Annotated in this window: 14 protein-coding genes, 1 tRNA gene and 1 pseudogene; 5 read left to right on the top strand and 11 right to left on the bottom strand. The window is 64.3% G+C overall.

Translation table 11 applies throughout. From position 1 onward, the window contains the following. Positions 1-2: 2 nt before the first annotated feature. The gene (locus G9465_RS07800) at positions 3-719 is read right to left on the bottom strand and encodes an HD domain-containing protein (RefSeq protein ID WP_166968695.1); all 717 of its coding nucleotides are present in this window, start codon (positions 717-719) and stop codon (positions 3-5) included. Positions 720-1,184: 465 nt separating this feature from the next. Here G9465_RS07800 and G9465_RS07795 point away from each other — a divergent pair, with 465 nt between their 5' ends. Then, positions 1,185-1,913 (top strand): GNAT family N-acetyltransferase, encoded by a 729-nt coding sequence (locus G9465_RS07795; RefSeq protein ID WP_166968693.1) that lies wholly within the window; start codon positions 1,185-1,187, stop codon positions 1,911-1,913. Here G9465_RS07795 and G9465_RS07790 read toward each other — a convergent pair. The 4 genes from G9465_RS07790 to G9465_RS07775 all read right to left on the bottom strand — a co-directional run bounded on the left by G9465_RS07790 (position 1,910) and on the right by G9465_RS07775 (position 3,601). After that, a complete protein-coding gene (locus G9465_RS07790) occupies positions 1,910-2,119 on the bottom strand; it encodes a hypothetical protein (protein WP_166966291.1) in 210 nt (69 codons plus the stop codon). The genes G9465_RS07795 and G9465_RS07790 overlap by 4 nt on opposite strands. 394 nt (positions 2,120-2,513) lie before the next feature. After that, a tRNA-Gln gene (locus G9465_RS07785) sits at positions 2,514-2,586 on the bottom strand. 101 nt (positions 2,587-2,687) lie between these two features. Further along, entirely contained in the window at positions 2,688-3,122 is a 435-nt protein-coding gene (locus G9465_RS07780) for a metal-dependent transcriptional regulator (RefSeq protein WP_166968691.1), read from the bottom strand. Then, positions 3,119-3,601, bottom strand: coding sequence for a ferritin-like domain-containing protein (locus G9465_RS07775; RefSeq protein ID WP_166968689.1), 483 nt, complete (start codon positions 3,599-3,601; stop codon positions 3,119-3,121). Before G9465_RS07775 ends, G9465_RS07780 begins: the two co-directional genes overlap by 4 nt. Positions 3,602-3,965: 364 nt before the next feature. Here G9465_RS07775 and G9465_RS07770 point away from each other — a divergent pair, with 364 nt between their 5' ends. Beyond that, the gene (locus tag G9465_RS07770; RefSeq protein ID WP_166968687.1) at positions 3,966-5,609 is read left to right on the top strand and encodes an alpha-amylase family protein; all 1,644 of its coding nucleotides are present in this window, start codon (positions 3,966-3,968) and stop codon (positions 5,607-5,609) included. 22 nt (positions 5,610-5,631) lie between these two features. On the opposite strand, the gene G9465_RS07765 is transcribed toward G9465_RS07770, so the two are convergent. The 5 genes and pseudogenes from G9465_RS07765 to G9465_RS07745 form a co-directional block, all read right to left on the bottom strand. Further along, positions 5,632-6,474 (bottom strand): alpha/beta hydrolase, encoded by an 843-nt coding sequence (locus G9465_RS07765; protein ID WP_166968685.1) that lies wholly within the window; start codon positions 6,472-6,474, stop codon positions 5,632-5,634. A 270-nt stretch (positions 6,475-6,744) separates the two neighbouring features. Next, the gene (sufD, locus tag G9465_RS07760; RefSeq protein WP_166968683.1) at positions 6,745-7,956 is read right to left on the bottom strand and encodes a Fe-S cluster assembly protein SufD; all 1,212 of its coding nucleotides are present in this window, start codon (positions 7,954-7,956) and stop codon (positions 6,745-6,747) included. 2 nt (positions 7,957-7,958) lie between these two features. Next, entirely contained in the window at positions 7,959-9,389 is a 1,431-nt protein-coding gene (gene sufB, locus G9465_RS07755) for a Fe-S cluster assembly protein SufB (protein WP_166968681.1), read from the bottom strand. Positions 9,390-9,425: 36 nt separating this feature from the next. Beyond that, positions 9,426-10,355: an ABC transporter ATP-binding protein gene (locus G9465_RS07750; RefSeq protein ID WP_166968679.1), complete on the bottom strand. Its 930-nt coding sequence runs from the start codon at positions 10,353-10,355 to the stop codon at positions 9,426-9,428. A 123-nt stretch (positions 10,356-10,478) separates the two neighbouring features. After that, positions 10,479-13,281, bottom strand: a pseudogene (locus G9465_RS07745) (DNA-directed DNA polymerase). Between the two features lie 107 nt (positions 13,282-13,388). Between G9465_RS07745 and G9465_RS07740 the strand changes: the two are divergent. Genes G9465_RS07740 through G9465_RS07730 form a run of 3 tightly spaced genes read left to right on the top strand, consistent with a single transcriptional unit; the run spans position 13,389 to position 14,490 of the window. After that, a complete protein-coding gene (locus G9465_RS07740) occupies positions 13,389-13,580 on the top strand; it encodes a hypothetical protein (protein WP_166968677.1) in 192 nt (63 codons plus the stop codon). 40 nt (positions 13,581-13,620) lie between these two features. Beyond that, entirely contained in the window at positions 13,621-14,040 is a 420-nt protein-coding gene (locus G9465_RS07735; RefSeq protein WP_166968675.1) for a hypothetical protein, read from the top strand. Between the two features lie 24 nt (positions 14,041-14,064). Continuing rightward, positions 14,065-14,490 carry a hypothetical protein gene (locus G9465_RS07730; RefSeq protein ID WP_166968673.1) on the top strand — a complete coding sequence of 142 codons (426 nt, stop codon included), beginning with the start codon at positions 14,065-14,067 and terminating at the stop codon, positions 14,488-14,490. On the opposite strand, the gene rad50 is transcribed toward G9465_RS07730, so the two are convergent. Next, the gene (gene rad50 / locus G9465_RS07725; RefSeq protein ID WP_166968671.1) at positions 14,487-17,165 is read right to left on the bottom strand and encodes a DNA double-strand break repair ATPase Rad50; all 2,679 of its coding nucleotides are present in this window, start codon (positions 17,163-17,165) and stop codon (positions 14,487-14,489) included. The two genes, G9465_RS07730 and rad50, sit on opposite strands and share 4 nt — an antisense overlap. Between the last annotated feature and the right edge of the window lie 12 nt (positions 17,166-17,177).

The raw sequence follows: 17,177 nt of genomic DNA, 5'->3' as shown, positions 1-17,177 counted from the left end.
CGCTACGAGTCGCCCATCCCGGTCGCGACGTCGTCGAGTCGGTCCTCGGTATCCATCTCGGCGACTTCCGCCTCCAGCCACTCCTGGAACCAGCGCGTGCGCTTGAGTCGCTGGTGGACGATGGACTCCGCCGTGTCGCTCTCGACGCGTTCCTTGGCGTCTTCGCCGCGGTCGATGACGCGGTCGACCATCTCGGCGGCATCCATGTGGGTCCGGGACTCGTAGCCCATCCGCAGGAGCATGAGCGCCGTCCCGTTGGCACCGATTTTGTCGAGGATGTCCGCCTCGATGAGACACCGGGTCTCAAGCGAGAGGTTCGAGAGGTCACCCTGATAGGAGTGGTCCTCGATGGCGCGACACACCTGTTCGACGAACGACTCGGGGTAGTCACCGTGCGCGGTGAGGTACTCGCGCGCGATTCGGGCACCGGCCTCGGCGTGGACGTCCTGTTCGGCTTCCAGTTTCGCGATGTCGTGAAAGAGGGCCGCCACGCGGGTCACGTCGACGTTCGCGCCCTCTTTCCGGGCGATATCCGTCGCGATGTCGACCACGTTGAGGATGTGATTGAAGCGGTACTCCGCGGAGTGCCACGGGTACCACCGCATCCGGCCACCTTCGTCCTCGTTCTCGACGCTGGCGGCGAGGTAATCGTGGACGAACTCCTGCATCGCTTCGAACTCCTCGTCCGAGACTGGTGACTCCCTAATCTCGACGCCCACACCACCACCTCCGGCGATAGGTTCCGATATTCATCTTACAGACAAGAAGGTACGTTCGACTCTTTAGCGTTACGACAGGGCGAACGCGGTCTCTCGTCTGGATACGCCGGAGAAATCACGGGATGACGACACAATATCGAGTTGCCGAGTGGAAGTCCCGATGGTTGAGCGAGCGCGGGACGACAGCGCGGGCGGGACGAGCACCCGTCGAGGCGTCGTGCGCTTGCAGGACATCCTGGCGGCTAGTCGGCACGGACAGTTCGACCGACCGATGGTACACATTCAGGCAGTTTTTCGTCAGTATAATCCCCCATTACCCACTACTGTCCCAACACACAACACATTCACCCCACAAATAGAAGCTTATTCTCGACGCCCACCCTGTAGTTCCGAGGCCCAGTAGGGAACGCGAGGCCACCGCGAATGGGCTGTACGTTTATGCCAGTTCCCGACCAGACAGGATATATGGAACTTCGACCAGCAGAACCAGCCGACAGGCCGGCAATCAGGGACGTTGCACGCCGGTCGCTGCAGGCGTCCTACTCGCTCGGTCCGCAGGCGATAAACAGCGCCATCGAAGAGTGGTACGACGAGGGACGACTCGAAGAGACGCTCGAAGACGAGGAACGACTCCTGCTGCTCGCCGAGAAAGAGGGACAGGTCGTCGGGTTCTCCGAGAGCGTCACCGCAGCGGACAACACCGGGACGCTGCTCTGGCTACACGTCGACCCGGCCCACCGCGGCGAAGGCATCGCGTCGTCGCTGTTCGAGGCCACCCGCGACCACTTAGCGGACCTCGGTGCGCCGCATCTGCTCGGCCGGGTACTGGCGGACAACGTCGAGGGGAACACCTTCTACGAGGACCGTGGTTTCGATAAGGTCGGCACCGAACAGGTGGAGATCGACGGGCGCACCTACGTCGAGAACCTCTACAGCGAGACCGAACAGTGGGGCCGAGAACCCGTCGAGACGGCCGAGGGACGGACCGTCTACGTCGACCACGACAACCACGAGCGTGGCTCTATCGCGCCGTTCCACGTCGTCCACGTCGACGAGGACGGCGACGACCGCTATGGCTACTTCTGTAGCAACTGCAACACGCTCGCCAACGCGATGGACTCGATGGGACGCATCGAGTGTGATTCCTGCGGGAACGTCCGGAAGCCACTCCGCTGGGACGCCGCCTACCTCTAGTTCCCGGTGTCGTTCCGGGGCGGCGAATCGTCCGCTTCCCTGCGAGGCGGGGGCCGCCGTGCCGGCCTGAGTATCAACACGTAGTACAGCACGAACAACACGACAGCGATGCTGACCCCGACGAGGATATCACGGACGACCGACCCAGTCGCGAGGAGTACGAGGCCCATACCACTGCCGAAGAGTGGGTGGAGTGCCGCGACCATGTCTGAAATGTCGTTCGGTACGGATAAAACAGCGTACGAGCGTTCTCTCTGCGTGGGAACGGTGTTCGGCCCGACCGGCCACACAGGACTCGATACCGCACAAACCGAGTCGGCCACGGCGTTTCCCACGTCACCACCCGACCGTACCGACGTGTAGCACCGCTCTATCGACCGTTTCTTTGGTGTCGTGTGAGCGAAGCCCAGAATACCGAGAACCGCCGAGAGAGCGCGGACCGGGGTTCGTCCCGCGAATCGCCAGTCTCGAACTGGCGACCGACACCGGCCACGTCGCGGTCAGTGACTGGGACGCGACGCCGAAGACGTCACGGCTCACGGCATCGAGATATCCAGGGCGGCGGAAGGAGTCGTCTCGTCACGTCTGTTCCTCGCAGAATAGTCCCGGGCGGATTCGAACCGCCGTCAAGGGCTCCAAAGGCCCTTATGATTGGCCACTACACCACGGGACTTCGCTTCGGTCGTTTCGCTGACCTCACGCGAACGCCGACTGGCCGTTCGCGGAGGGCTGTATCAGAACGAATCGCCGGAACCCACTTGAACGCTTCGAGAGTCAGTCGCTCGAAACCTCGGCCTCGACTTCCAGTAATCCACAGACGTCGTCCTCCGCGTTGAAGCAGTCCGGACACTGCGGTTCTCGGTCGATGATGGTGTCGAGTCGCTCTGCGACCGTCTCGTCGATGACGCCTTCGAGTTGTTTGGCCTCGGTCCGGAAGTCCTCGACTTCGAGCACCTCGACGAGGAAGCGTTCGATGATACAGTAGTTCTGGAGCGCGTCCCGTGCCTGCTGGATACCCTCGTCCGTGAGGTCGACACCCTTGTACTTCTCGTGGTCGAGCAAGCCTCGCTCTTCCAGTTTGCCGATCATCTCGTTGGCACTGGCGGGACTGACGTCAAGCAGTTCGGCGATGTCGCCGGTCGAGGCCGGGCCGTCTACCTGTTCCTGTGTGAGATAGATGGCCTTCAGGTACTGCGCCTGTGTGTTCATTGTCGTTCCTCCATGAGGTCGGTCACTTCCTCGACGCCGTCGGCCTCCTCCTCGCGAATCGTCCGGAGGACGTCCAGCAACCGCTCCCGGTCGACGCTGAACGCCGTGTCGGAGGCTTCGATAGACGCGATGAGGTCGTCGTAGAACTTGTAGGCGGTCTCCTCGTTACACAGTTGGTCGTAGAGGACGCCGTCGAAGTCTTCGTCTGCCTCGTACTGTGCCTCGACGAGCATCTGTATCTCTTCGAAGGGGACCGTCTCGGCTTCGAGGTCCTCGACGAGCTGTTCGAGGCGGCTCCGGTGGTCGGCCGACTCCGAGGCGGCGTGGTCCAGTAAGCCCCGGAGCGACGGGTCCAGCGACGCGTCGGTCTCTTCAGCGTGTTTCGCCGCCCGTGCCTCGACGACTTCCTCGAGGACGATGCCGATCTGGAGGAGGCGGGCGAGCTGGTGGTCCGACCCGACGGGCTGTGTCAGACTCATGTGGACCCCCCCGGGCTTGTCGAGACAGTCATAGCAAAACGTCGGGGAGGGCGTAACTTAAGCCGTTCCCTGTACAGCGCACGGAGTGGGTAGGGGTGTCAGTGTGCGAGAGCCAGAAAGCCCCACCCGTAGCTAGCTGCCCGAGCGGGCTGGGAGTGAGCGGGGCGACTGGCCGAAGACGGCGGACGATGTAAGACCGCAACGTAGTGAGAAGCGCAGCGACTCCCCCGAGTTCAGCCAGTCGGGGCTTTCTGGCTGTCTGAATCGCTCTGCTCCGTGACTGTCGCGTCACTACACACCGCCGACAGTGCATCGCCGATACCTTTAGTCGCGTGGCGAGTGCAGATGTCATCTGAGATTAGCCATGACTGACCACCCCGAATGGTACCGAGATGCGGTCGTCTACTCGATCGACGTCAAAACCTTCGCCGACGGGAACGGGGACGGCATCGGTGATTTCGTGGGCGTACGCGACCGATTGGACTATCTCGAAGACCTCGGGGTGACCTGTCTGTGGCTGTTACCATTCTATCCTAGTCCGTGGCGGGACAACGGCTACGACGTCGCGGACTACTACGGCATCGACGAGCGACTGGGGACGATGGGCGACTTCCAGCGGTTCGTAGAGGACGCCCACGACCGGGGGATGTACGTCCTCGCCGACGTCGTCTTCAACCACACGTCGACCGAGCATCAGTGGTTCCGGCGCGCTCACGAGGGCGACGAGGAGTACCGGGACTACTACCTCTGGACGGACGACCCCGCGGACGCGCCCGAAGAGGAGACCATCTTCCCGGGCGAGGAAGAGGACGTCTGGACCTACGACGAGGCCGCCGACGCCTACTACTACCACCAGTTCTACCACTTCCAGCCGGACCTGAACGTCTCGAACCCCGCGGTACAGGAGGAGATGGAGCGGGTCCTCCAGTTCTGGACCGAGCGGGGCGTCGACGGCTTCCGTGTCGACGCCGCGACGCCGATGATAAGCGCGAAAGGCGCAGACCCCGTCTCTATCGACGAACCGCACGCCCTGTTCAAGCGGATGAAGGCCGCGGTCAGTGCCGTCGACGAAGACACCGTCTTGCTCGCGGAGGCCGACGACGAACCGGAAAGGCTCAAGCAGTACTTCGGGGACGGCGACGAATTCGACCTCCTGCTGTCGTTCGTCGCCAACGCACACCTCGTCTGGACGCTCGTAGACGAGAACGCAGACCACCTCGCCGAGGCGTTCGACCGTCTCCCGGCGTACGAGGACATCGTCGAGGCCGGGCAGTGGGCGAACTTCCTTCGGAACTTCGACGAGTTGAACCTCGGGCCGCTCCCCTTCGAGGAGTTCCAGCGCGCCTTCGAGGCCATCGGTGCCGATTCCGACACGCGCATCTACGGTCGCGGCGTCCGCCGTCGCCTCGCCCCGATTCTGGAGGGCGACACCGACCGCATCGCCTGTGCGACGAGCCTCTGTTTCGCGCTGCCGGGCACGCCTATCGTCGTCGCCGGCGACGAGATCGGGATGGGCGACGAACTGTCGCTTCCGGGCCGAGACGCCGTTCGCACGCCCATCCAGTGGACCGACGAGCCGAGCGGCGGGTTCTCGTCCGCCGACGCCGAGGAGTTCGTCCGACCGCTCGTCGAGGGTGAGTACGGCCCCGAGGCCGTCAACGTCGCCGACCAGCGTGCCGACCCCGACTCGCTTCTGGCTCGTGTCCGGGAGCTTATCGCCACCCGCAAGGCCTGCCCGGAACTCTCTCGGGGTGAGCAGTCGGTCGTCGACACCGACGACTCGGCCGTCTTCGTCCACCGGAGCGACTGGGACGGAACGACGCTTCTGACTGCCCACAACGTCGGTCCAGACGCCGTGACGGTTCCGCTCGACACGCCGGACGACGTGGCGACGCACCTGCTCGGTCCCGGCGGTTACTCGCTCGACAGCGACACGCTCACCGTCGAACTCGGCGGCTACGACTACTGCTGGCTTCGGTTCGGCCGGCCGAAGACGCGGTCGGCGTAGGCCGGGCGGGCGGCCGCCCGAATCAGCAGAGGAGAAAGCGGAGCGCGTCCGGAAGCCGACGACGCCACGCGGCTTCGTGGTGCCGCGCGTCGGGGTCCTCGCGGTAGCGGAGGGTCGACACACCGCAGTCACGGAGGAGTGCCACCATCCGTTCGGCGTCGGCCACGTACGCCCGCGACCGTTCCGGGTCGTCGGGGCGCTCGTTCCCGCCGACGTCGACGTAGACGCGTTCGGGGAGCGCGTCGGCGCGGGTGACGTACTCGAAGATGTCCGCCCCGACCCACCAGAACGCGGGGCTCAGCACGCCGGCGGCCCCGAACGTCCCGGGATACTCGAAACAGCCGTAGAGGCTGACGAGTCCGCCCATCGACGACCCGACGAGGGCCGTCTCGGACGACGACGACGTAGTCCGGAACCGGCCGTCCACGACGGGCTTGACCGTCTCGACGAGGTAGGCGAGGTACTCGTCGGCCCGGCCGGGCACTCCGTCGTCGGGTATCGTCCCGTCGAGCCCTGCGGAGTCCGTGCGTCGGAACGGGGAGTACTCGGCGAACCGCCGGTCGCCCTGATTCGGGACGCCGACGACGATAGCCTCGACGCCCGACGCTGCGAGTCGTTCCATGGTCTCGTCGACCCCCCACTCGCCGGCGTAACTCGTCGTCTCGTCGAAGAGGTTCTGGCCGTCGTGCATGTAGACGACGGGATACGTCCGCTCGGTCGTCTCGTAGGACGGCGGTACGTAGACGAACAGTTCACGGCTGTTGTCCAATCGTGGACTGTAGACCGGCGTCGATACGCTGACGTCGCCGACGACGGTCCGCGCCGGGTCGTCGCCGTAGGCCTGCCAGTCGACGGAATCGACCATACCGATAGCCCGCTATCGGCCCGCTTAACGCTACGGGTATTCCCGCGACGTCGTGTGCCGTCGCTCGACGGCGTCGTGTCCGACCGCAAAAGCGGTGGCGTCGTTCGCGCCGTCCGTCGACGACAGCAGAGCGAAGCTCCCGCGGCCCCCGCTCCTGTGAGTCGCGTCGCCGCCGAAAGAACGGGGTCTTTCGAGCCGTCGGTCGTGACTGCGTCACTCGCGGGTCACTGCGTTCCCCGCTCGTGAAACCGAGGTCGCTGCGCGACCTCGCTACTCCCGAAGCCGCTCGTAGATCAGGGTCTCGAGGTCGTCGCGGAGTTCGTCGACCGCGACCTCTTCGAGGACGGGGACGAAGAAGCCCTCGACGAGCATGTTCTTCGCCGCGTCCGGGTTGACACCGCGGGAGGTCATGTAGAACATGTCCTCCGCGTCGACCTGCCCGACCGTCGCGGAGTGGGAGGCCTCGGTGTCGTGGTTGTTGATGATGAGCTTCGGCGACGCGTCGGCTTCGGACTCGTCGGAGAGCATCAGCGTGTTCTCGCGCTGGTAGGAGGACGTGTCCCACGCCTCGCGGCCGACGTCCTGGACGCCTTCGTACACCGACCGGGCCTGGTCGTCGAGGACGCCGCGGGTGACGAGGTCGGCGACCGTGTGTTCGGCCTCGTGCCAGACGCGGGCGGCGATGTCGAAGTGCTGGTCGTCGTGGCCGAAGAACGCGCCGACGATCTGTGACTCGGAGGAGTCACCGAGCAGGCGCGTCTCGACGTTGCTCTTGGTCAGCCGCGAGCCGATGTTGCCCTCTATCCAGTCGATGGTGCCGTAGGTGTCGGCGTGGCCGCGCTTGACCTGGTAGTTGTAGCTCTCTTCCGAGAGGTTCTGGAGCGTGCCGTACTGGACGTAGGCGTTTTCGCCGGCGACGGCCTCGACGACGCCGGAGTAGTACCGCGACCCCTCGACGTCGTCGCCGGTCGTCTGGCGTTCGAGGATGGTGACCGAGGCGGACTCCTCGGCGACGACGAGCGTGTAGTTGAACAGCGACTGGCTGTTCATCGTCGTCCGAATCTTCACGTCCTCGGCGTCGACGCCCTCGGGGACGTAGACGACCGTTCCGGCCGAGAACAGCGCCGTCGACAGCGCCGTCAGGTAGTCCCGCTGGGGGTCGACGACCGAGCCGAAGTGCTCCTCTATGAGGTCGCCGTGTTCGGCGAGCGCGTCGCTCCACGAGAGGACGTCGACGCCCTCGGCGTCGATTCGGTCCTTGTCCTGTGCGTAGTCGAGCGGGTCGACCAGCGTCTCGTAGTCGAGCGCGTCGAGGTTGGTCCACTTGCGACCGGGCGTCTGGATGACGTCGGGCATCTCGAGGTCGTCGAGCGCCGCGAGCGCCTCTTTCCGGGTTTCGAGGAGCCACTCGGGTTCGTCTAAGTCCTCGGAGATCTGTTCGACCTGGTCTTCGGAGAGTGTGGCGTGTACCTGCGTGCTCATGGTTATCCGAGCGAGCCCTCCATCTCGAGTTCGATGAGGCGGTTGAGTTCGACCGCGTACTCGATGGGCAGCTCTTCCGTGATGGGTTCGATGAACCCGGCGACGATCATCTGCTTTGCGTCGTCGTCGTCCAGTCCACGCGACTGGAGGTAGAAGACGTCCTCGTCGCCGATTTTACCGACGGTCGCCTCGTGGGCGACGTCGACTTTCGACTCCTGAATCTCCATGTACGGCATCGTGTCCGACGTGGAGTCGTTGTCGAACATCAGCGCGTCACACTCGACGGACGTCGAGGAGTTCTCGGCGCCGTCGGCGATGTGGACGAGGCCGCGGTAGTTCGTGCGGCCGCCGTCCTTCGCGATGGACTTAGACTCGATGGTGGACTTCGTATCGGGCGCGTTGTGATAGACCTTCGCGCCGGTGTCGATGTCTTGGCCCTCGCCGGCCATGGCGATAGTGATGTGGTTGTCCGTCGCGCCGGGGCCCTTGAGGACGGTAGAGGGGTACAGCATCGTGGCCTTCGAGCCCATGCTGCCGGAGACCCACTCCATCGTACCGTCGGCCTCACAGATGGCGCGCTTGGTGTTGAGGTTGTACGTGTTCTTCGACCAGTTCTGCACCGTGGAGTACTGGACGTGGGCGTTCTCGCCGACGAACACTTCGACGCCGCCGGAGTGGAGGTTGAACGCCGAGTACTTCGGGGCGGAACAGCCCTCGATGTAGTGGACCTCGGAGTTCTCCTCGGCGATGATGAGCGTGTGCTCGAACTGGCCCATCCCTTCCGAGTTCATGCGGAAGTACGCCTGTACCGGCATCTCGACGGTGGTGTCCTCGGGGATGTAGACGAACGACCCGCCGGACCACACCGCGCCGTGGAGCGCGGCGAACTTGTTGTCGCTCGGGGGGACACACTTCGTCATGAAGTGCTCTTTGACGAGGTCTTCGTGCTCCTGGACGGCCTTGTCCATGTCACAGAAGATGACGCCTTTCTCCTCCCAGCGCTCCTGCATGTTCTGGTAGACGATCTCGGACTCGTACTGGGCGCCGACGCCCGAGAGGGCGTTCTTCTCGGCTTCCGGGATGCCCAGTTTGTCGAACGTGTCCTGAATCTCCTCGGGGAGGTCTTCCCAGGACTCGGCGCCGCCGCGCGTCTCGATGTCGGGGCGGATGTACGGGACGATGTCCTCGATGTCGACTTCCGAGAGGTCGGGCGCGCCCGGCCAGCCCTCGGGCATCAGCATCTGCTGGAACTGCTCCAGTGCGCGCAGACGGCGCTGGAGCATCCACTCGGGTTCGTCCTTGTCTTCCGAGATGACCCGGACGGTCTCCTCGGTGAGGCCCTTCTCGGTCTCGAAGGCGGAGTTCTCCTCCTTCTTGAATTCGAAGCGAGCCTCGGTGTCGGTCTCTTTGAGGTGGTCTTGATCTGAGCTCATTGTTGTGTAGGTGTTGTGACTCTGAAGGGAAGGGTGTTACGCGGCCTCGTAGGCTTCCTCGCGGACCCAGTCGTACCCCTCGTCCTCTAGCTTCTCGGCCAGTTCCGGGCCGCCGCTCTGGGCGATCTGGCCGTCGAGCATCACGTGGACGTGGTCGGGTTCGACGTAGTCGAGGATGCGCTGGTAGTGGGTAATCTGGAGGATACCGGCACCCTGCTCGTCGCGCAGCGCGTTGATGCCGTTGGAGACGTCCTGCAGTCGGTCGATGTCGAGCCCCGAGTCGATCTCGTCCAGCACGGCGATGGAGGGTTCGAGGATGGCGGCCTGCAGGACCTCGTTTTGCTTCTTCTCACCGCCGGAGAACCCGGCGTTGAGGTAGCGGGAGGCGAACTTCTCGTCCATGTCCAGTTGCTCCATCTTCTCCTGGAGGATCTGCTGGAACTCGGCGACGCCGACCTCGCCTTCCTCGACGTTGCCCTCCATCGGGGAGGTATCGTAGCCAGCGGCGTCCTCGTTGGTGTCCTCGCCGTCGGCCTCGGCCTCTTCCTCGTCCTCTTCGAAGAGTTCCTCGCGCTCTTCGAGTTTGGCGTTGAGCGCCGTGCGAAGGAAGTTCACCATGGTGACCCCTTCGATTTCGGCGGGGTACTGGAAGCCGAGGAAGATGCCGAGCGCGGCGCGCTCGTTCGGTTCGAGGTCCAGGAGGTTCCAGGTGCGCATGTCCTCCGGAATCTCGAAGTCCGCACCGAACTCGTCGTCCTCGAGGTGGATGAGGACCTCGCCGTCGGTGACTTCGTAGGCCGGGTGCCCAGCGATGATCTTCGCTGTCGTGGACTTGCCAGACCCGTTGGGACCCATCAGCGCGTGGATCTCACCGGAGTTGACTTCGAGGTCGACACCGCGAAGAATCGTCTCACCGTCCTCTTCTGCGACTTCAGCGTGGAGATTGTTGATTTCGAGTACTGCCATAGTGGTCTCTTAGGTCAACCGAAAAGAGGTACGTTTCACCCATCAAGCTTTCGCATTGCAGCGTACTCGACTTTCGCATATAGAAACAATATTTCTCAGACTGGAAAAGGCTCGGTCCGGCGACTACATGTACTGACCGAGTCCGGTCTGTTCTTGCCCGGATTTGACCTCGTTCCACGAGATGTCGAGTGCCTCGAGAATTCTGGCGATAGGGCCCTTCAACGTCTTGTCGAGCATCTTGTCCCAGTCTATCTCGAACTCGGGGGGGATCTGATCGGCGTACTCGAAGCAGATGACGTCTGGGTTCCGTCGGAACTCCCCGTACAGGGGGTCGCGTTTGGGGTCGAGGCCGAGTTCGTCCTCGACGCGTTCGAAGAAGTCCGCGTGGACTCGGTCGAGATAGAGACGTTTGGGTTTCGAACCGCTCTGGAAGTTCGTCCCCAACAGGAGGTTGGCGTACTTCGCGCCCCGTACCTGTGCGGTGTCGGTGTCGTAGTTGTCCAGTTTCTTCCCGATGCCGCCGGGGATGCCCACGTCGTCGTAGTCGACGTTGCCGGCCTGATAGTCCTCGATGACCTCGCCGACGTAGTCTTTGATGTTCTCGGCGTCCTCGCCGTGGACGATGCGGTCGATGACGTCCTTCTGGACGCGTTTGGTGATGGGGGCGATGTCCGAGCGCTGGTACTCGAAGCCGGTGATGTCGATGTCGTCGACGTGCTTGCCCTCCTTCCAGACGATGTGGCCGGCGTAGCGTTTCTTCTTGCCCGCCTGGAAGAACCGCCGGTACAGTTTCTCGAACTCTATCTGGAAGCGGTGGTCGTCGGCGTTGAGTCGCTCGCCGGCGAACTCGTCGTAGGAGGCGTTGATGACGTCCTCCAGTTCGAACCCCTTCTGGATGGTCGCCGCGATGGTCAGCAGTTCGTCGTCGTCCATCGCGGGGTACTTCTCGCGCATCTCGTCGGTGACGGTGACGTCGCCGTCGACGTCGTCCGGACCGACGTCGCCGACCTGCAACATCACCGAGTCCGTGTCGCCGTAGACGACTTCGTACCCTTCCTCGGCGACGACCTCGTCGGTGTAGTCGATGACCTCGCGACCCGTCGCCGTCACCGCCGCACCCATCTCCTTGTCGTAGAGACGGAACCGGTCCCAGCCAAGCACACCGTACAGCGAGTTCATGATGACCTTCACCGCGGCCTGTTGACGGTCGTAGCGCTCGTACTCGGGGTCGTCCGGGTCGTGGTTGTTTCGCAGGCCCTTCTTCTCCTCGCGTTCGGTCAGCAGTTCGTCGACCATCTCCCGGATGACGCCGTCGGGTTCCTTCCGGAAGTGGGTCCCGTTGGGTGCGACGTAGGTGTCGCCGTCGTAGGTCTCGGGGTCGACCTTCGTCTCGGGACTCGCGTTGGTGGTCACCATGCACATCGGGTACAGCGACTTCAGGTCCAGCACCGTGACGTTCTCTCGAACGCCGGTGATTGGGTCGAAGACGGCCCCGCCCTCGTAGTCCTCGCTCTCCTGTTGGCCCTTCGAGGGGAGCGCGAACTCGCCGTACAGTTTGTGCAGGACGTACATGTCGACGGCGTCGCCGGGCGTCGTCGCGTCTTCGAGTTTACACCCGACGAACGTGCGGACCTCGTCCCAGAAGTCGATGATGTCCTGTTCCCTGTCGAGTTCGACGCACAGTTCCACGTCCCGGAGGTTGTACTCCAGCAGGCGTTCGGGTCGTCCTCCAGAGGTCGCCGATGTCGCCGGTGTAGCGTTCCTTGCCGACGCCGAGTTCCTGTTCGCCGACGGCGTCCAGACGGTAGGATTCGAGTTCCGTGAACTGCGTGCGCTTGTACGCGTACAGCAGGTCGAAGACGACTCGGCCCTTGATGTCCGGCCCCTGCCAGTCGCTGCGCCACACCTCGTCGACCCGCGAGAGGCGGTCGACGTTCAGGTCGTAGTCGTGGTCGTAGTGCTGTAGTTCCTCGATACGGTCGAGTAAGTACGGCGCGTCGAAGTCGTCGAAGTTCCACCCCGTCAACACGTCCGGGTCGGTGTCTTCGATGTAGGAGATGAAGGCGTCGAGCATCGCTTCCTCCTCCTCGAAGACGCGCACGTCGGCCTCGAAGTCGGCGTCCTCCCGGATTGGGTCGTACTTCGCGAGGGCCTCTGGACCCTCGATGCCGTCCGGGGATTCGTACAGCCAGACCACGTACTCGTCCGTGTAGGAGTCGTGGGAGGTGAGACAGACGATGGTCTGCTCGCCGTCCTCGGGGAACCCGTGGCGGTCGTCGACCTCGATGTCGAAGGTGTTCACACGCGGTTCGGCGCTGGCTTCGACCGGCGTAATCTCCTCGTGGTGGACTTTCAGGCTCCCGTCGTCGAGTTCGCGGGCCGGGACTCGCACCCCGCTGGTGATGTCCTTGTCGATGAGGAGACGGTTCGGGAAGAGGATGTCCGCCTCGTAGTGGTCGAAGTCGTCCCGCATTTGCCCGACGTCTCTGGGCGTCTGCCCGATGATTTGCAACAGACGCTGACCGCGAATCGACTCGAAGGGGTCCCCGTTCTCGTCCTCGTAGCGCCAGTCGACGATGCGGTCGTACTGTCGCAGTCGGTCCTCGGTGACGCTGTCCGCCGGAACGTAGAAGTACGGTTCGAACTCGTAGACGCGTGCGTGGACCGGATCTTCGTCGTCGGTCCGACCGAAGACGTGGACGACGGGGAACTCGTCGTCGCCCTGTCCCTCCACCGTGTAGTCGACCTGTGTGACCACGAACTCGACAGTCTCGGAAACGTCGGGGAACTGGCGCTCGTCGATGTCGACGACAGTCGTCCCGCTCCCCCCGTTGCCGGCGACGGCCGCTGCCTCCTCGGCCGGCCGAGCGTCACCGCCCCCGTCTACCTCGAAATCCCCGAAGGTGCGCTGGCCTTCGTTACTCATGCTTGCCGACCCTTCGAGACGCCCCATAAAAACGTCGGTGGTCGGCGGTGTTTGACACGGACAGAAGATATATGGTAGGCAATGACATACCATCGCACGACGTCCCCATGTCGCACCACGCATCTCCCGACGGTCAGTCGGACAGGGCGGACGATATTCGGTCGGAGCCCGCACTCCCCGACGCAGTGCAGACCACCGAGACCTACGAGACCGACGAGGGGACAGTGTTTTACGACGCCCAGCAGCCGCTGGCGTGGATTCAGACGGACACTACGCTCGAACTGCAGGACGCGGCCTGACTGAGAAGTCCTTTTACTGGTCGCGGTCCCAACTAGGGTCGTGCTAGACGGCCCCGACGAGACGGACCTGGACAGTAACCCCGGCGTCCTCTCAGAGAAGAGCCCCTTCGAACCGGACGAGTTCGATCCAGAGAGTCTGGGCCCGGACGTCCCGAAAGCGCCCAGTCCCCCCGACGGGAGCGCAAACAGCGAGGTGGCCGGCCTGTTCTGGAAACTCGTCCTCGTGTTCAACGTCGCGTTACTGGGACTCTCGGTCGGCCCGATGCTCGTCTACTTCGAGGGCCGCGTGGACCTCGGTATTCGGGTGTTCCTCGTCGGCCTCCTCGCCTTTGCCTACGGGACCGCACGCTACGTCAAGTTCGAGCGAGAGCGGACGGCAGACGACGAGGCGGGGGAAGACGACGAGGCGGGGGAAGACCGACCGGCCGACGACCCGGATGACGCCGACCACAACGGCTAACCACGCGCGCCGGCTACCGCCGATATGCGCACCGTTCGCGACGCGTCAGGGACCCACTACATCCTGCTGAAAGAGTCCAGCGACGCGAGTCTCATCCGCGACCCGGAAACCGGTGCCGAGCGACACGTCCCCAACGAGGACCTCGAACCCGTCGAGGGGGAGTCACCGCTCGTGACCGCCGCGGGCGCGGTACCCGAGGCCGTCCGGACGGTCGTCTCGGCCGCTCACGACGACCAGTCGCTGGGCCTCCTCGTGGAACTCGACGCCCGCGGCCCCCTCTCGGTCCACCAACTGCTGGACAGCTACGACCTCTGTGAGAGCGACCTGCACGGCCTGCTCGGGGAGTTTCGCGCGGCGGGACTGCTCGAAGAGACAGAAGTGATGGGCCGACGCGGCTACGACGTGACCGAGACGGCCAGCGCGGCCGTCGAAGCCCTCACCGACCGTTAGGCCAGTTCAGCGACCGACTCCTCGATTCGTTCGACCCGGTCGACGTGCGAGCGGTTCGAGGTGGCGTCCTTCTCGACCCGCACGAGGTCGTCGGCCGCCCCGACGAGTTCCTCGTCGTGGCTGACTACCAGAATCTGCTCGACGCCCACCTCGTCCCGCATGTACTCGACGAGGTCCAGCAGTTGGGTGACGTGACCCGCGTCGAGGAAGACCGTGGGTTCGTCGAGGATGAGCGGGGGCATCGGGGCCGACCCCTCGATGCCCTCCGCGAGCAGTCGGTAGATGGCACAGCGGAGACTCAGGTTGAACAGCGCCCGCTCGCCGCCCGACAACTGCTCGGGTTCCAGCGGTTCGCCGTCCTTCTGGAACACCGTCAACTGGTACTCACCGTCGAGTTCGATGTGGGAGTACGAGTCGTTCTGGTAGATCAGCGAGAACGTCTGGTTGAGCATCCGTTCGAGCGTCTCGACGTTCCGCTGGCGCAGTTCGGCCCGAAGGGTTCCGTACATCCCCTGTAGCTGTTCGGCCTCGTCGTAGAGGCCCGCCAGTTTCGAGAGGTCGTCGGCCAGTTCCTCGCGTCGCTCCCGGAGCGACGCGAGTTCGTCGAGTTCGTTCTCGACGGCACCGATATCGCTCTGGTACTCGTCTCGCTGCTCGCGCAACTCGTCGAGTTTCGCGTCGGCCTTCTCGATGTAGTTCTCGGCGCGCTGTTTCTCGTTCCGGGCCTCCGCGACGCTCGACTCGTCGACCTTCTCGGCCAGTTCCTGCTTGCGCTCGCGCTTCTCGGCGAGGCGGTCCCGGCGCTGGTCGTTCATCTCCGCCTGCTGGGACCGCTGCTGCCGTAGCTGTTCGATTTCGGTCTCGCACTCGTCGACGTCGTCCAGCAGGTCCGACACGCGCTCCAGTCGCTGGATGGCCTGTTTGACGGTCTGGTGTTCCTGATTGCACTCGCCGATGACCGACCGGCACTCGGCGGCCTGCTGTTCGGCTTCTTCGGCGGCCTCGCGCTTCGCGTCGGCCTCGACTTCGAGTTCGTCTGCCGACTCGCGCAGTTCCTCGATGCGCTGTTCGTCGGCTTCGAGGCCCGACTCCTTTTCCTCGATGAGTTGGACGACAGTCGAGCGATTGTCTTCGAGCGACGCCAGTCGGTCGGCGGCGTCGGCCAGCGACTCGGCACGTTCGCGGTCCGCTTCGAGCGTCTCGACCCGGTCGCGGGCGTCCGCCAGCGTCGACTCCAGTTCTGCCACGCGCTCCCGGTCGTCCTCGATGGACTCGACGTGTGGCGAGTCCTCGACGTCCTGCCCGCACTCGGGACACTTGCCGGCGTCCAGCAGGTCCTCGGCCTCGGCCAGCGCCTCGCGTTCGCTCTGGAGCTTCGTCTCCAGTTCCGTCACGCGCTGGCGGGCCTCGTCGAGTTCCTCGGCGACGGCGTCTCGGTGGCTCGCCGCCTCGTCACGGCCCACGTCGGCGTCGTCGAACCGCGCTTCCAGCGTCGCGATGTCGTCGTCGATGTCGTCGAGTTGCTCGCGCCGGTCGGCGACTGTCTCGCGGGCACTCGCGAGGTCGGCCGCGAGGTCGTCGGCCGCCTCGCGCTTCTCGTCGGCGCGGGACTGGAGGTCGTCGGCCTGCGATTCGAGCGAGTCGGCCTCGCCGCTGTGCTTCTGGGCCTCGACTCGCTGTTCCTCGATGCGCGAGCGGAGGTCGTCCGCCCGGTCCTCTAACTCGCCGAGACGCGAGTCGACGGCGTCGGGGTCGGCTTCGTCTACCTCCGTCGACGCGAGCGTCTCCGAGAGGTCCGATTCGAGCGACTCGCGTTCCTCCTTCAGGTCCGCGATGCGCTGTTTGAGGCGCTCGCGTTCGGTCTCGGTCTCGGTAATCTCGGCCTCCAAGTCCTCGATGTCGGCGGTCAGTTCGTCCAGCGTCTCGCGGCGGTCCTCGTACTCGTCGAGGACTGATTGGGCCTGCTCTAGCGTCTCCGCGGCCGTCTCTCGCTGGTCCTCGATGCGCTCGATTTCGTCTTGGGTATCCGAGAGGTCCGTCTCCAGCGCGTTCAACCGCTCGTGGAGGTTCCGGTCCGCTTTGGCCTCGATTTGCTCGTCGAGTTGCGAGAGTCGGCTCTGTTTGTCGTCACGCACGCGCTTGACGCCGACGCGGGCGTCGCTTGCCCGCTCGCGGTACTCCTCCAGTTTGCCCAGTTGCAGGAGGTCGTCCAGCATGTCCTGCCGGTCGCTGGGCGAGGCGTTGATGAGTTTGTTCACCTCGCCCTGCCGGACGTAAGCGCAGTTGACGAACGCCTCGCTGTCCATCCGCAGGAGTTCGGTGACGCGACGGCGGACGGCCCGAGCGCCCTCGAACGTGTCGTCTGGCGTCTCCAGCACGCACTTGGCAGTCGTCGCTCGCTCGCCCGTGTTCCGCACGCGGCGCGTGAGGTGGTAGTCGCCGCCGGCGTGGGAGAACCACAGTTCGACGGTGCAGTCGTCGGCCCCGATGGTGACCACCTCCTCTAAGTTCTCGTCGATGGCCTTCGAGCCATAGAGCGCGAAGAAACACGCCTCCAACAGCGAGGACTTCCCGCTCCCGTTGAGGCCGTGGATGACGGTGACGCCGCGGTCCAGCGTGAGGGCGGCGTCGTCGTAGCACTTGAAGTTCTCCAGACGGACGCGCTGGAACCGCATCAGTAGTCCCCC

Origin of the sequence: Haloarcula sp. JP-L23, assembly GCF_011602445.1 — an archaeon.
Classification (GTDB): Archaea; Halobacteriota; Halobacteria; order Halobacteriales; family Haloarculaceae; genus Haloarcula; species Haloarcula pellucida.
The sequence above is the reverse complement of the archived record's forward strand: the minus strand, read 5'-3'. Positions and strand labels throughout refer to the sequence as shown.